The organism is Rhodococcus aerolatus (genome assembly GCF_054783215.1).
Genome location: NZ_BAAGQZ010000004.1, coordinates 149,340 through 163,511, shown reverse-complemented (window position 1 = coordinate 163,511; position 14,172 = coordinate 149,340). Strand labels below are relative to the sequence as shown.

The following is a 14,172-nucleotide window of genomic DNA, read 5'->3' as shown; positions in this document are numbered from 1 at the left end:
GGGGCTCAGAGGTACGTGCGTCCGTCGCGCTCGTCCCGGCGGCGCCAGCGGTCGACCACCACACCACCGCCGGCGAGCAGCAGCCCGGCCACGACGACGGGCCAGGGTGTGCCGACGCCGAGCAGCCACCCCACCACGCCGATCGCGACGAGCAGCAGGCCGCGGCGCACGGCCGTCAGCGCGGAGACCGTCCGCAGCCAGGACCACGCCGACGGCTGCGCCCCGGGGCCGGGCGTCGGGGCCGTCACCTCGCCCTCGGGACGCCGGCGCCCACCCGATCGTGCTGCGGGGCGCTGTGGTCGGTCGGGGCGCGGCGGAGTGGGCGCAGGCGTCCCGCCGCGGACGTCGGACGCAGCCAGGACCCCACCGGCCGAGCATGGCACCGCGGGCGCCGCCGCGGGCCGGGAACGAGGGGCGCCGCTCAGCCCAGCGCGGCGCTGGCCGCCCGGAGCTCCGCGAGCGCGGCCACGGCCAGCGGGGCCAGCTCGTCTCCCGCCTGCGCCCCGGCGTCGGACCACGCCGCGAACCCGCGCTTGAACGCCAGCACGCCCAGCTCGGCCGCCAGGTGCGCGGTCGCGTCGGGCACCCCCCGGGCCGCGAGGGCGTCGGTCATCGCCGCGGCCATCCCGATGTTCTTCAGCGCGTCGCGCTCCTGCAGCTCCGCGCTGGCGCCGATGGCGGCCTTGAGCCGCGGGCCGAGCTCGCGGTTCTCCGGGCCCATCGCGGTGGCGGCGCGCTCCAGCCCGGACGCGACCGCCTCGAGCGGGGTGGCCGCCGCGTCGGCGTCCCGGATGCCCTCGGCGAGCAGCCGGCTCAGCGTCTCCTGCCCCGCCACGAGCAGCTCGCGCTTGTCGGGGAAGTGCCGGAAGAAGGTGCTCTTGGTGACGCCGGCGCGCTCGGCGATCTGGGCGACGGTGGTCGCGTCGTAGCCCTGCTCGGCGTAGAGGTCCACGGCCGCGACGACGAGCCGCTCCCGCGCCCCCGGCTGCCACCGACCCATGCCTGCACCCTAACGACGGGACCTTTGTCCCATCACTCTGCTACGGTGACGGGACAACAGTCCCATCACCCGCGGCCCACCACCGCACCCACCACCGCAGGAGAGTCCCGTGCACGTCTTCGTCACCGGGGGAACCGGCACCATCGGCCGCCCCGTCGTCACCGAGCTGCTCGACCACGGCCACACCGTCCTGGCCCTCGCCCGCTCCGACCGCTCGGCCCGGGCCCTGCGCGACACGGGGGCCGACGTGCTCCCCGGCGGGCTCACCGACCTCGCCGTCCTGCGCGAGGGCGCGTCCCGGGCGGACGGCGTCGTCTCCCTCGCCTTCGGGCACGCCGACGCCACCGCCGACGGGCTGGCCCGCAGCATCGCCGAGGAGTCGGCCGCGCTGGCCACGCTGGGCGAGACCCTCCTCGGCACCGACCGGCCCGTCGTGACGGTCTCGGGGACGCCGTGGGTGGCGGGCCGGGTGGCGACGGAGGACGACCCGCTGCCCACCGACGGCCCGGTCGCGGGACGGGCCCGCTCCGTCACCGCCCTGCTCGACCTCGCCCCGCAGGGGGTGCGGGCCAGCGCGGTCCGTATGCCGCGGACGGTGCACGAGGACGGCCGGGGCGGGTTCGCCGGGCTGCTCACCGACGCTGCCCGGCGCACCGGGACCGCCGGCTACCCGGGCGACGGCACCCAGCGCTGGCCGGCCGTGCACGCCCGCGACGCCGCGGCCCTGGTCCGGCTCGCCCTCGAGAGCGCCCCCGGGGGCACGGCGTGGCACGCCGTCGCCGACGAGGGGGACGCGGTGCGCGACATCGCCGCCGTCATCGGCCGGCGCCTCGGCCTGCCCGTGGCGTCCGTCCCCGACGACACGTTCGGCCCCTTCGCCCCGATCTTCGCGATGGACCAGCCGGCCTCCAGCGCCCGCACCCGCGAGGCCCTGGGGTGGCGGCCCACCCACCCGGGGCTGCTGGCCGACCTGGAGAGCCTCGCGGCCTGAGGCGGGCGGCGGGGTGCGACAGTGGTCCGATGCCGGCCCCGCCCCCGTCCGCGCCGAGCCTGCCCGACGGTGCCGCGGGCCTGGCCGACGTCCTGCCCGCGGTCCTCGCCGGGCTGGGGGTGCCCGGGGAGCGCGCCGGGCTGGGCCTGACGGACCTGCGGCGCGTCGTCGTCCTGCTCGTCGACGGGATGGGTGAGCGGCTGCTGCGCCGCCACGCCGACGCCGCACCGTTCCTGTCGTCGCTGCGCGGCCCCGCGCTGGCCGCCGGCTTCCCGACGACCACGGCGGCGAGCCTGGCCTCGCTGGGCACGGGCACCGCCGCGGGCGCGCACGGCATCACCGGCTACACCTCCTACGTCGCCGAGGTCGGTTCGGCCGTCAACTGGCTGCGGTGGCGCCCGGTCAGCCGCCGCGACGACCTGCGCCCGACGCTGGTGCCCGAGGTGGTGCAGCCCCGCGCGACGGCGTTCGAGCGCGCGGCGGCGGACGGGGTGGCGGTCGCCAGCGCCGCGTCGTCGTCGTTCGTGGGGTCCGGGCTGACCCGGGCGGTGCTGCGCGGACCGGCCGACGCGAGCTCGATCTCGGCCGGGGACATGGTCTCCCGCGTCGCCGAGGCCGTCACCTCCGGCGACCGCAGCCTCGTCTACTGCTACCTCTCCGAGCTCGACCTCGTCGGCCACGTCCGCGGCCCCGGCACCGACGCGTGGTGCGAGCAGCTGCGGGTGGTCGACCGGGTGGCGCAGCGGCTCGCCGAGCGGCTGCCCGCCGGGACGACCCTGCTCGTCACCGCCGACCACGGGATGGTCGCGGTGCCCGGGGAGGCCAAGGTCGACCTCGACGCGCACGACGGCACGGCCGACGCGCTGCGCGCCGGGGTGGTGGCCGTGGCCGGGGAGCCGCGGGCGCGCCACGTCCACGCCCGGCCGGGCGCCGAGGCGGACGTCCTCGCGACGTGGCGGGAGCTGCTGGCCGGGCGCGCCTGGGTGGGCACCCGCGACGACGTGGTCGGCGCCGGGCTGCTGGGCCCCGTCGTCACCGAGGCCGCGGCGGCGCGCACCGGGGACGTCGTCGCCGTCGCCACCGGGTCCACCGCGCTGGTGCAGTCCCGGGTCGAGCCGGGGATGTCGCGGCTGGCCGGGCAGCACGGGGCGCTGGCCGATGACGAGCTGTGGGTGCCGCTGCTGCGGCACGACGGCTGAGCCGGGTCCCCACCTGCGGGATCGGGCCCGGCGCGGGTGTGATCCCCGCTACCCTCCGGCCCGTGATGCACGTGAGGGTCGTCTGCCCGACGCGGTGCAGCGACGCCGTGCTCGAGATGCTCCGCGAGGACCCCGGCGTCGCCCACCTCACCCGCGCCCCCGGCGCGGCGGTCAAGCCCGAGGGTGACGTCATCGGCGCCGACGTGGCCCGCGAGGCGCTCGACGACCTGCTGGCCAAGCTGTGCGAGCACGGGGTGGACGTCGACGGCGGCATCACCGTCGAGCGCGTCGACACCACCATCTCCCGGCTCGCCGACCAGGCGCAGGCCGACGCCCCCGGCGACCCCACCGACGCCGTGGTGTGGGAGGAGCTGATGGCCCACAGCGGCGACGAGTCGCGCCTCACCGCCACCTTCGTCGCGTTCCTGTGCCTCGCGCTGCTGCTGGCCGCCGTCGGCGTCGTCACCGATTCCCCGGTGACCGTGGTCGGCGCGATGGTCGTCGGCCCGGAGTTCGGCCCCCTCGCCGCCGTCGCCGTGGGGCTGGTGGCGCGCCGCTTCGACCTGGTGCGCCGGGCCGCGGGCACCGTGCTGGTGGGGTTCCCGGTGGCGATGCTGGTGTGCGCGCTGGGCTCCTTCGCCAGCGAGTCCCTGGGCCTGGTCACCGAGGCCACGCTGGGCACCATCACCCAGGTCGACTTCATCTACCAGGTGGGGCCGTTCTCCCTGGTCGTCGCGCTGCTGGCCGGGGCTGCGGGCATGCTCTCGCTGGTCAGCGACCGCTCGGCGGTGCTGGTCGGGGTGTTCATCTCCGTCACGACCGTGCCCGCGGCCGGGTTCGCCGTGGTCGCCGCGACCCTGGGCCAGTGGGGCGTGGCCTCCCAGTCCGCGCTGCAGCTGCTGGTCAACCTCGTCGGCATCGTCGTGGCGGCCACGGTCGTGCTCGCGCTGCGCCAGCGGGCCCGGGGCCCGGCCACCCACCGCGCGCTGGCCAAGGGCTGACGCGGGGCCCCGTCAGCCGCCCGAGCGGGCGTCGCGCAGCCAGCGCGAGCCGGGCCCCTCGGCTGCGGCCTCGTCACCGGGGTTGAACAGCGCGCACCGGCGCAGCGACAGGCACCCGCAGCCGATGCACCCGTCCAGCGAGCCGCGCAGCCGCTCCAGCTCGGCGATCCGCTCGTCGACCAGCCGGCGCCACGGCGCGCTGAGCCGCGTCCAGTCCCGCCGGGTGGGGGCGGCGTCGGTGGGTAGCGTGGCCAGCGCGTCGGCCACCTGGGCCAGGGTGAGCCCGACGTGCCGGGCGGCGGCGACGAACGCGAGCCGCCGCAGCACGTGGCGGGGGTAGCGGCGCTGGTTGCCCGTCGTGCGCGTGGAGCCGATCAGACCCAGCGACTCGTAGTAGCGCACGGTCGCCACCGTCAGCCCGGAGCGCGCGGCCACGTCCCCGATGGGCAGCAGGGTCGGCTCGGACACGCTGCGAGCCTGCCGCACCCGGGCCTTGACCTCAAGTGTGCTTCAGGTGGTCGGCTCTGCCCAGCCGTCGGGGCGGACCCCGCGGCTGACCCGCAGCACCGACCACCCGGAGGACCCGATGACCCACGCCCTGGCCGAGGAGCACGCCCGCGAGCGCGTCCGCACCGCGCTCGCCGACGCCGCGCACCAGCGCGAGGTGGCGGCCGCCCGCCGCGCCCGTGCCGGGCGCGGCCGGCTGCGGGTGTCGGCCCGCGCCCGGTGTCGGGCCGTGCGCCAGCTCGGCTGAACGGACGCGGTCGTGACCCCCGGCGGGTCAGAAGCCGAAGACGTGCACCGCACGGGCGAAGGCGAGGAGGAACCCGAGCAGCAGCTGCGGGAACGACGCGCCGGGCGCCACGTCGACCGTGGCGGTGCCGCTGGACGGCCCGGTCGTGGCGTCCCCGGAGTACGCCGCGGTCACGGTGTGCGCCCCGGCCGTGGCGAAGGTCGTGGCGCAGCTGGCGCGGCCGCCGACGACGGGCCGGGCCTCGCAGCCGGGCACCGCGGCGCCGTCCACGCGGAACCCGACGCTGCCCGTGGCGGACCCGGGCGTGACGTCGGCGAACAGCCCCACGGCCGCGACCCCCACGGCCGTGTTCGGCGTGGTGGAGACCGTGACCGTGCTCGCCACGGGCTCACCGGTGGGCAGCCGGTAGCCGTACAGCTTCCCGTCGTCGGTCGGGTAGTACACCGCGTCGGCGGTGACGATCGGGCTCTGCCAGTGCACCCCGGTGCTGACCCCGTCCGTCCAGAGCTGGGTGCCCGTGGTGGGGTCGAGCGCGCGCAGACCGGAGCCCGTCTCGTAGTAGAGGACGCCGCCGGCGACGACGGGGGTGGTGCCCCCGGTCGTGGACGTCCAGCGGCTGACGAGGCGCGGCTGCCCGTTCTGCAGCACCACCTCGAGCGCGGCGAGGCCGCGGCCGTTGGCCACGAACACCCAGGACCGGCCCGCACCGTCGCGCCATGCGGTGGGCTGGGTGAGCGCCACCGGGCCGCCCTGCGGGAAGGCCACCGTCTGCAGCTCGCCGCCGACGGTGCCGGCAGCGCGGGTGCCGCCCAGCCTGGCGAGGTCCAGCAGGCGCAGCACGCCGTCCTTGCCCGCCTGCACCCCGAGGTTCGCCACCGGGCTGCCCGCGGGCGGGCTGACCACGGCCGGGCTGGAGCTGCCGAGGTCCTGGTCGAGCTGGTCGAGCTGCACGTAGTTGGACGGGGTGTAGCTGTCGACCGGGTCGTTCCCCGCGCCGGCCCCGCTGCCGTCGGGGTTGATCGCGATGACGGTGTCGCCGTAGTGGTGCCGGGCCGGGTCGAAGGTGGCGTTGCCGGTGACCAGGTACACCAGGCCGGTGGCCGGGTCGTGGACCACGCCGGCCCGCGACCACACGGCCGACTGCACCTCGGAGCAGTCGGGGCCCTGCCCGGGCGCGGTGAAGTGCACGGTCTGGTTGCTGCAGACGGTGTTGAACACCTTCTGCGTGCCGGTGCCGAGGTTGATCGTCGTCACGTGGCCCTGGTAGTCACCCCGGTCGCCCGGGTAGCCCCCGTTGGCCACGTAGAGGTAGGTCTGCCCGCCCGAGGTGGCGATGGTCAGGTCCGACGAGCCCTTCTCGTCGTAGGGCTTGAGGGTGGCGACCTGCGGCCAGCCGCCCGTCGTGGTCTCCGCGCCGGTCCCGGTGGCGTACTTGTGGACCTTGCCGTCGAGGCCGTAGGCGTAGACGAACGCACCGCTGGGGTCCACCGCGGGGGCCGAGGTGGTGTAGCAGGGCTGGCTGCCGTTGTTGATGCGGCAGCCGCCCGCGCTGACGTGCTGCTGCCACACCGCGGCCCCGGTCGCGGCGTCCCGGGCCAGGACGTAGCCGTCGAGGGTGTTGAGGAACAGCAGGTCCTTCACCCCCGAGGGGGTGCTGACCCCGGAGCGGCTCACCGGTGGGGCGTCCGCGGTGTCGGGCAGGGTGACCGCGAACGAGCGCTGCAGGCTCGCGACGTTGCTTGGGCCGATCGCGGACACGTCGGGCCCGACGCCGGAGTGGGCGGCGTCGTGGCCGAACTGGGACCAGTCGGGACCCCCGGCGGCCAGGGCGGTGCCGGGGGCGAGGAGCCCGGCGACCACCACGGTCGCGAGGGCGAGCAGACGGGACGGACGACGCAGCACGGGGACCCCCCACGGATCGGACGGGCCGCTGCGGTGCGGGCCTCGTCACGCTGTGAGGCGAAGCATGCGCTCAGCGTGCACGGCTCACAAGGGGGCCGGTGGCCCTCAGGCCCAGCCGCCGAAGACCGCGTCGAGGTCGGGCTCCGGGTCGACCGGCAGCACCCCGGCCTCGGCCGGGTCGAGCTCGACGGCGCCGAACAGCTCGGCCACCACGTCGCCGGCGGCACCGGGGTGCCGGTGCGCCCGGCCGAGCGCCCGCGAGGTGGTCAGGGTCAGCGCCCCGGCGCGCACCCGCCCCACGTCGTCCAGCCGGGCCCGCAGCGCGGCCAGCGCGCCGGCGCGCAGCACCACCGGGCCGGTGAGGTGGAGCCGGTGGCGGGCGCGGGCCAGGGCGTCGGGCGGGGGCTCGCCGGCCTGCACGCGCGGGTCGTCCGGCCACAGCTCTGCCAGCGCCGGCGCACCACCGCCGCGCAGCCACACCCGGGCGTCGGTGCCCCCGGCCAGCACCGAGCGCACCGCCAGCAGCCCGGCGGTGGTCCGGTCGGCGGGCACGTCCACGGTGACCACCAGGTCCGGCACGCGGTGGACCTGGCCGGTGCCGCGCGACGCCGGGTGCGGGACGAGGCGCGCCAGGGCGAGGGTCTCGGCGTTCTTGTCCCGCCGGGCGCGCAGCGGGTCGTCGCTGCGGCCCGCCCAGTCGGGGCCGTCGTGCCAGGCCACCGCCCCGGGCACGTGGGCCAGCACCGCCCCGGCGTGCCAGGCCCGGTGCGCCCACTCCCAGTCCTCCCCGCCGTAGCCGACGAACGACGGGTCGAAGCCGCCCAGCTCGGCGAACAGCGCCGCCGGGCAGCCCAGCACCGCGGAGATGACGTAGCGGTAGGCGCGGTCGTCGGCGTCGAGCAGGCCGTGGGCGAGGCCGTCGCGCAGCCACCCGGGCTCCGCCAGCTCTGCGGGCGCCGGCGCACCGGCCGTCAGCCAGCCCCGCAGCCGGTCCGGCGTCCACCCGGCGAGGTCGGCGTGGCGACGGCGGCCCACGACCACGGCGTCCGGGCACAGCGCGGGCAGCCGCGCCAGGGCGGTGACGTAGCCGGGCTCGGGCACGGTGTCGGCGTCGAGGAAGCAGAGCACGTCCCCGTCGGCGGCGGCGGCCCCGAGCGTGCGGGCGGCCCCGGCGCGGAAGCCGCGGTCGTCCTGGCGCACCACCACCGCGTCGCGGCCCAGCGCCCCGGTGTCCGGCGGGTGCGGGGACCCGTCGTCGGCCACCACCACCTGCAGCCGGGTGGCGGGGTGGGACTGCAGGGCCAGCCCGGTGAGCACCAGGTCGAGGCGGGCCTGGTCGCGGTACCAGGGGACGACGACCGACACGGTCGGCGGCGCGGCGGGGACGAGCCCGTCGAGGGCGTCCCACGCGTTGCCCCGCACCGGCGCCGTCACGGCCGCCACCGTAGGGCCCGGCCGCCCGTTCGGCGGGCCGGGCCACCGAGGTCCACGCTGGGGTGATCACCCGGTCAGGAAGGTCGCCCGTGCCCGCTGTCCCCCCGGTGCGCCTCGCCGTCGTCGTCCCCGCCCACGACGAGGAGGAGCTGCTGCCCGCCTGCCTGGCCTCGCTGCGGGTGGCCCGGTCCCGGGTCGCCGTCGACGTGCTCGTGGTCGTGGTCCTGGACCGGTGCACCGACGGGACCGCCGCCGCCGTGGCCGCCGAGCCGGACGTGGTCGCCGTGGTCGTCGACGCGGGCAACGTCGGGGTGGCGCGCGCGGCCGGGGCCCGCGCCGCGGTGCGGGCGGGGGCGACCTGGCTGGCCTGCACCGACGCCGACGGCACGGTCGCACCGGACTGGCTCGTCGCCCACCTGCGCCACGCCCGCTCCGGGGTGGCCGCCGTGGCCGGCTCGGTGGTGGTGGACCACTTCCGCGGCCACCCGCCCGAGGTGGGGGCGCGCTGGCACGGCGCCTACCGGCCCGGGCCCGGCCACCACCACGAGCACGGCGCCAACCTCGGGGTCCGGGCCGGGGCCTACCGCGCCGTCGGCGGGTTCGCCGGGCTCGCCGAGCACGAGGACGTCGACCTGCTGGCGCGGCTGCGGGCCGCGGGGCACGCGGTGGTGGCGGTGGACGACCTGGGGGTCACCACCTCGGGGCGCGTCCGCGGGCGGGTGGGGGCCGGCTTCGCCGGGCACCTGCGCTCGCTCGCCGACGCTCCCGGTCTCGACGCTGCTGGTCTCGACGCTGCTGGTCTCGACGCTGCTGGTCTCGACGTGGCCGGGATCGACGCGCCGGTGCCGACGTGAGCCCGGCGGAGCGGCTGCGCGAGCTCGTCGCCGCGGGGGACCTGGACCTGCCGCTGCCCGGCTCCGGGGCGACGGCGCAGCGGTGGGACGCGCTCACCGCCCTGGCCCGCGACGACGTGGTGCTGGGCCGGCTCGCCGAGGCCCACCTCGACGCGGACGCGATCCTGGCCGAGCTGACCGGGCGCCGGGTGGGACCGGGCCAGGTCTGGGGGGTGTGGGCGGCCGAGCCGCCGGAGCCGGTGCTGCGCGCCGTGCCGCACGGGGACGGCTGGCGGCTGCACGGCACCAAGGCGTGGTGCTCCGGGGCGTCGTCCAGCACCCACGCCCTGCTCACCGCCCGCACCGACGACGGACCCCGCCTGCTCGATGTCGGCCTCGACCACCCCGGGGTGACGCCGGTGCCCGGCACCTGGCCCGCGGTCGGCATGGCGCGCAGCGACTCCGGGCACGTCGCGTTCGACGACGTCCCCGCCGCCACCGTCGGCGGGCCGCGGGACTACCTCGACCGGCCCGGCTTCTGGCACGGCGCCGCCGGGGTGGCCGCCTGCTGGCTCGGCGGCGCCGCGGGGGTGGCCGACGCCCTGCTGCGCCCGGGGCTGACCGAGCACGGGCTGGCCCACCTCGGTGCCGTCACCGCCGCCCTGGGCTCGGCCCGCGCCCTGCTGCTCGCCGCGGCCGCGGAGGTCGACGCCGACCCGGGCGGGGACGGCCGGGCCCGGGCGCTGGCCGTGCGCGCCGCGGTGGAGGCGGCCGCCATGACCGCCCTGGAGCGGACGGGCCGGGCGCTGGGCGCGGGCCCGCTGTGCGCCGACGCCGCCCACGCCACCCGGGTCGCGGACCTGACGGTGTACCTGCGGCAGAGCCACGCCGAGCGCGACCTGGCCACGCTGGGCACGGCCGTCCTCGACCGGGGTGCCCTGTGGTGACGCCGTGGTGACCTGGGACCACGTGCCCGACGGCGGCACGCCGGAGTCGCAGTGGCGCGGCTGGTCCCGGGACTGGCCCGCGCTCGACCTCGCCGGCTGCGCGCGCGTCGTCGTGGTCGCGCCGCACCCCGACGACGAGGTGCTCGCCGCCGGCGGGCTGCTGGCCCGCCTCGCCGCGGCGGGCGCGACCGTCGAGCTGGTCGCCGTCACCGACGGGGACGCCTCGCACCCCGGCTCCCCCACCCTGTCCCCGGCCGCGCTGGCGGAGCTCCGGCGCGCGGAGTCGGTCGCCGCCCTGGCCGAGCTCGGCCTCGCCCCGGCCACCACCCGGCTCTGCGTGCCCGACGGCCGGGTCGCCGCCCACGAGGACGCCGTCGCCGCCGCGGTCTCCCGGGTGCTGGGCACGGCCGACACCACCACCTGGGTCGTCGCCACCTGGCGCGGCGACGGCCACCCCGACCACGAGTCCGTCGGCAGGGCCGCCCACCGAGCGGCGGTGGCGGCGGGCGCACGGCTGCTGGAGGTGCCGGTGTGGACGTGGCACTGGGCGCACCCGGCCGACCCGCGCGTGCCCTGGGAGCGGGCGCACGTGGTGCCGCTCGACCCCGCGCTGATGGACGCCAAACACGCTGCGGTGCAGCAGTTCCGGACGCAGGTCGAAGCGCTCTCCGCGGACCCGGCCGACGCCCCGGTGCTGCCGGGGTTCGTGCTGGAGCGGCTGCTGCGCGACCACGAGACCGTGCTCGCGTGACGGCGGCCCGGTGAGCCTGCCGCCGGAGTACTTCGACGCCGTCTACGCCGGGGCGGCCGACCCGTGGGGGTTCACCGACCGGTGGTACGAGGCGCGCAAGCGGGCGCTGACCCTCGCGGCCCTGCCCGCCGCCCGCTACGGCCGGGCGCTCGAGCCGGGCTGCTCCATCGGCGTGCTCACCGCTGAGCTCGCGGCCCGCTGCGACGCGGTGCTGGCCACCGACGTCACCGACGCCCCGCTCGCCGCCGCCCGGGAGCGGGTCGACGCCGCCGGGGTGGGCGCCCGGGTCGAGCTGCGCCGCGCCGCGCTGGGCGAGGCGTGGCCGGCCGGCCCGTTCGACCTCGTCGTGCTCAGCGAGGTCCTCTACTACCTCGACGCGGCGACGCTGCGGGCCACGCTCGACGGGCTGCCCGCCGTCCTCGCCCCGGGGGCGACCGTGCTGGGGGTGCACTGGCGCCACCGCGTCGCGGACTACCCGCAGCGCGGCGACGAGGTCCACGCCGCGCTGCGGGCGACCCCCGGCCTGCACCGCCTCGGCGGGTGGTCCGACGAGGACGTGGTCCTCGACGTGCTGCTCGCCGGCGGCGACACGCGCTCGGTCGCCACCCGGGCCGGGCTGACCCCCCGGGGACTGACGCGTCCCGGGGGGTGTTGAGCACGGGGGCAGCGGCGGTGAGCCGGTGCCGTGGTCCTGGTCTTGGTCTTCGGCAGGGCGTCCGCTCGACGGGCCGCGGACGGTCCGCCGTGGTGTGCGCGGTGAGGTGATCATGGTGGGTCGAGCCGCACACATCGGACGATCACCGTGCGTGTGCGGGCACGGACCAGCGGTGGTCGTCGTGACGGCGCCGGCGGGGACGGGCGTCTACGTTGGCCACGTCCGGCGACCGTCGGGGCGGTGACGGGAGGGGACCACGTGGCGTCGAGCGGTGCCGGGCACGAGCGGGGCACCCGGTGAACGGGGTCGTCTCCACCGTCCGGGACACGGTCCGGACCCAGCTGTGGCCGCTGCCCCTGCTCGGGGTGGTCCTGGCGGTCGCCCTCGGCGTGGGACTGCCGCTGGTCGACGAGCAGGTGGACGGCTCGCTGCCGCTGGTGCTCTCCCAGCTCATCTTCGGCGGCGACGCCGACGCCGCACGCTCCGTGCTCTCCGGCGTCTCCGGCTCGCTCATCACCGTCACGTCGCTGACGTTCTCGCTCACGGTGGTCACCCTGCAGCTGGCCAGCAGCCAGTTCTCGCCGCGGCTCCTGCGGACGTTCACCAGCGACCTGTTCGTCCAGGTGACCCTGGCGCTCTTCCTCACCACCTTCACCTACGCGCTGACGGTGCTGCGGACGGTGCGCGGCGGGGGCGACACCTTCGTCCCGCGGATCTCGGTGACCCTGTCGTTCGTCCTCGCCGTGGCGAGCGTCGTCGGCCTGGTGCTGTTCCTGGCCCACCTGGCCGCGCAGATCCGCGTGGAGACGATGCTGCGCGACGTCCACCAGGACGCCACGGCGACCGTGACGGCCGTGCTCGAGGAGCGGCGCGAGCCGCAGGACCGTACCCCGCTGCCCGTGCCGAGCGCCGACGCGGTGTGGGTGTACGCCACGGGCTCGGGGTTCGTCACCGGGCTGCGGCTGTCCGCGCTGCGCTCCGCCGCGCAGGAGGCGGACGTGACGCTGGTGCTCGACAAACACCCCGGCTGCTCGGTGGTCGAGGGCGTGCCCATCGGGCGGGCGTGGTCGGCGCGCGGCCCGCTGGACGACGACGCCGTCGAGACGCTGCGCCGGCGGGTGGGCTCGGCCGTGGGGGTGGGCCCGGAGCGCACCGCGGCGCAGGACATCGCGTACGGGCTGCGCCAGCTGACCGACGTCACCAACAAGGCGCTCTCCCCCGGCATCAACGACCCCACGACGGCCGTCCACGCCCTGGGCCACGTCTCCACGCTGCTGTGCCAGCTCGCCGACCGCGAGACGGGCGCGCAGCTGCTGCGCGACGACGGCGTGGGCGAGCAGCCGGGCCGGGTGCGCGTGGTGGTCCACCGGCCCGAGCTGGCCGAGCTGGTCGACGTGGCGATCGCGCAGCCGCGCCGCTACGGGGCCTCGGACCCGCAGGTGCTCGACCGGCTGTTCGAGCTGCTCGGCGAGCTGGCCTGGCGCGCGCACGACGACCAGACCGACATCGTCCGCCACCAGCTGGCCCGGCTGCGGGAGACGGCCGAGGCGCAGGACTTCGACACCGCCGAGCGGGCGATGCTCCGCGCCTCGGGTCGTCGGGTGGAGGAGGCGCTGGCCCACGTGGGCCACGCGGCCCCGGACGGCCGCTCGTGAGCGTGCTGGCGCAGGTCGTCACCGGGGGGTCCGACGCCGTCCGGGTGTTCGGGGTGACCCTCGTCGGCGTCAGCTCCCGCACCGGGGTCAAGCTGCTGTTCACCGTGGCGCTCGTGCTCGGGGTGCTGCTGCTCCGCGCGGTGTTCATGGCCGGGGTGCGGCGGGCGCTGGGCGGTGACGTGGGGGACGCCCGGCGCTTCTGGGTGCGCCAGGCGGTCCAGGTGCTCATGTCGGTGGTGCTCGTCCTCGGCGTGTTCTCGATCTGGGTCACGCCGGGCACCGACCTCACCACCGGGCTCGGCCTCGTCAGCGCCGGCCTCGCCCTCGCGTTGCAGAAGGTGGTGACGTCGTTCGCCGCGTACGTCGTCATCCTGCGCGGGGACACCTTCGGCATCGGCGACCGCATCACCCTCGGCGGCGTGCGCGGCGACGTCGTCCGGCTCGGCTTCCTCAAGACCACGATCATGGAGATGGGCCAGCCGCCGTCGGTGGCCACGGCCGACCCCGCGGTGTGGGTGAACTCCCGGCAGTACACCGGCCGGCTGGTCACCGTCACCAATGGCGTGATCTTCGACGAGCCCGTCTACAACTACAGCCGCGACTTCCCCTACCTGTGGGAGGAGATCGTGCTGCCCGTGTACTTCCGCGACCGGGCGCGGGTCGAGGAGCTGCTGCTGGCCGCGGCCCGGGCGCACGCCGTCGTCGACGACCCGGCCGCGGAGGCTGCGCTGGCCCGCATGCGGCAGCAGTACGCGATGGCCGACGCATCGCTGGACCCCGCGGTGTACGTCCGCATCACCGACGACTGGCTGGAGCTCTCGCTGCGCTTCCTCGTCGAGCACCGCGGGGTGCGCGAGGTCAAGGACGCGATGAGCCGCGACATCCTGGCCGGGCTGGAGGCGGACGGTATCGAGGTCGCCTCCGCCACCTACGACGTCGTCGGTCTGCCGCCGGTGCGGGTCGTCCACGACTGACCGGGGTGCGGCGAGCGGTCGGTGTGCCCGAAACGCCCGACACGCCGGTCCTGGTCCGGCACACTGGGCGCCCCCT

Annotated in this window: 15 protein-coding genes; 10 read left to right on the top strand and 5 right to left on the bottom strand. The window is 77.3% G+C overall.

All coding sequences use genetic code 11. The features are described 5' to 3' along the window. Window positions 1-5: 5 nt before the first annotated feature. Both ACYVOF_RS02415 and ACYVOF_RS02410 read right to left on the bottom strand, forming a co-directional pair. Entirely contained in the window at window positions 6-248 is a 243-nt protein-coding gene (locus tag ACYVOF_RS02415; protein WP_460863913.1) for a hypothetical protein, read from the bottom strand. A gap of 173 nt (window positions 249-421) precedes the next feature. Continuing rightward, window positions 422-1,000, bottom strand: coding sequence for a TetR/AcrR family transcriptional regulator (locus ACYVOF_RS02410; protein WP_460863912.1), 579 nt, complete (start codon window positions 998-1,000; stop codon window positions 422-424). A gap of 109 nt (window positions 1,001-1,109) precedes the next feature. Between ACYVOF_RS02410 and ACYVOF_RS02405 the strand changes: the two genes are divergently transcribed. The 3 genes from ACYVOF_RS02405 to ACYVOF_RS02395 all read left to right on the top strand — a co-directional run bounded on the left by ACYVOF_RS02405 (window position 1,110) and on the right by ACYVOF_RS02395 (window position 4,191). Beyond that, window positions 1,110-1,991, top strand: a complete 882-nt coding sequence (locus ACYVOF_RS02405; RefSeq protein ID WP_460863911.1) for an SDR family oxidoreductase — start codon at window positions 1,110-1,112, stop codon at window positions 1,989-1,991. A gap of 29 nt (window positions 1,992-2,020) precedes the next feature. Next, window positions 2,021-3,190 carry an alkaline phosphatase family protein gene (locus tag ACYVOF_RS02400; protein ID WP_460863910.1) on the top strand — a complete coding sequence of 390 codons (1,170 nt, stop codon included), beginning with the start codon at window positions 2,021-2,023 and terminating at the stop codon, window positions 3,188-3,190. Between the two features lie 62 nt (window positions 3,191-3,252). Next, window positions 3,253-4,191 (top strand): DUF389 domain-containing protein, encoded by a 939-nt coding sequence (locus ACYVOF_RS02395; protein WP_460863909.1) that lies wholly within the window; start codon window positions 3,253-3,255, stop codon window positions 4,189-4,191. 12 nt (window positions 4,192-4,203) lie between these two features. Here ACYVOF_RS02395 and soxR read toward each other — a convergent pair whose 3' ends face one another. Then, on the bottom strand, window positions 4,204-4,659 hold the full coding sequence (gene soxR / locus ACYVOF_RS02390) for a redox-sensitive transcriptional activator SoxR (protein ID WP_460863908.1): 456 nt from the start codon (window positions 4,657-4,659) through the stop codon (window positions 4,204-4,206). A 46-nt stretch (window positions 4,660-4,705) separates the two neighbouring features. Between soxR and ACYVOF_RS02385 the strand changes: the two genes are divergently transcribed. Further along, entirely contained in the window at window positions 4,706-4,945 is a 240-nt protein-coding gene (locus ACYVOF_RS02385) for a hypothetical protein (RefSeq protein WP_460863907.1), read from the top strand. Between the two features lie 27 nt (window positions 4,946-4,972). Here the strand turns inward: ACYVOF_RS02385 and ACYVOF_RS02380 are convergent, their stop codons facing one another. Together ACYVOF_RS02380 and ACYVOF_RS02375 are read right to left on the bottom strand one after the other, a co-directional pair. Next, a complete protein-coding gene (locus tag ACYVOF_RS02380) occupies window positions 4,973-6,847 on the bottom strand; it encodes an outer membrane protein assembly factor BamB family protein (RefSeq protein WP_460863906.1) in 1,875 nt (624 codons plus the stop codon). Between the two features lie 105 nt (window positions 6,848-6,952). Further along, window positions 6,953-8,281, bottom strand: a complete 1,329-nt coding sequence (locus ACYVOF_RS02375; protein ID WP_460863905.1) for a glycosyltransferase family 2 protein — start codon at window positions 8,279-8,281, stop codon at window positions 6,953-6,955. 89 nt (window positions 8,282-8,370) lie between these two features. Here ACYVOF_RS02375 and ACYVOF_RS02370 point away from each other — a divergent pair, with 89 nt between their 5' ends. The 6 genes from ACYVOF_RS02370 to ACYVOF_RS02345 all read left to right on the top strand — a co-directional run bounded on the left by ACYVOF_RS02370 (window position 8,371) and on the right by ACYVOF_RS02345 (window position 14,096). Further along, window positions 8,371-9,135, top strand: coding sequence for a glycosyltransferase family 2 protein (locus tag ACYVOF_RS02370; protein WP_460863904.1), 765 nt, complete (start codon window positions 8,371-8,373; stop codon window positions 9,133-9,135). After that, entirely contained in the window at window positions 9,132-10,061 is a 930-nt protein-coding gene (locus ACYVOF_RS02365) for an acyl-CoA dehydrogenase family protein (RefSeq protein WP_460863903.1), read from the top strand. Before ACYVOF_RS02370 ends, ACYVOF_RS02365 begins: the two co-directional genes overlap by 4 nt. Window positions 10,062-10,065: 4 nt before the next feature. Further along, a complete protein-coding gene (locus tag ACYVOF_RS02360) occupies window positions 10,066-10,812 on the top strand; it encodes a PIG-L deacetylase family protein (RefSeq protein ID WP_460863902.1) in 747 nt (248 codons plus the stop codon). Between the two features lie 10 nt (window positions 10,813-10,822). Further along, complete coding sequence (locus tag ACYVOF_RS02355) at window positions 10,823-11,467, top strand: methyltransferase (RefSeq protein WP_460863901.1); 645 nt, start codon at window positions 10,823-10,825, stop codon at window positions 11,465-11,467. A gap of 296 nt (window positions 11,468-11,763) precedes the next feature. Then, window positions 11,764-13,122, top strand: a complete 1,359-nt coding sequence (locus tag ACYVOF_RS02350) for a DUF2254 domain-containing protein (RefSeq protein ID WP_460863900.1) — start codon at window positions 11,764-11,766, stop codon at window positions 13,120-13,122. Further along, window positions 13,119-14,096: a mechanosensitive ion channel family protein gene (locus ACYVOF_RS02345; protein ID WP_460863899.1), complete on the top strand. Its 978-nt coding sequence runs from the start codon at window positions 13,119-13,121 to the stop codon at window positions 14,094-14,096. The genes ACYVOF_RS02350 and ACYVOF_RS02345 overlap by 4 nt, the downstream gene beginning before the upstream one ends. Window positions 14,097-14,172 lie beyond the last annotated feature (76 nt).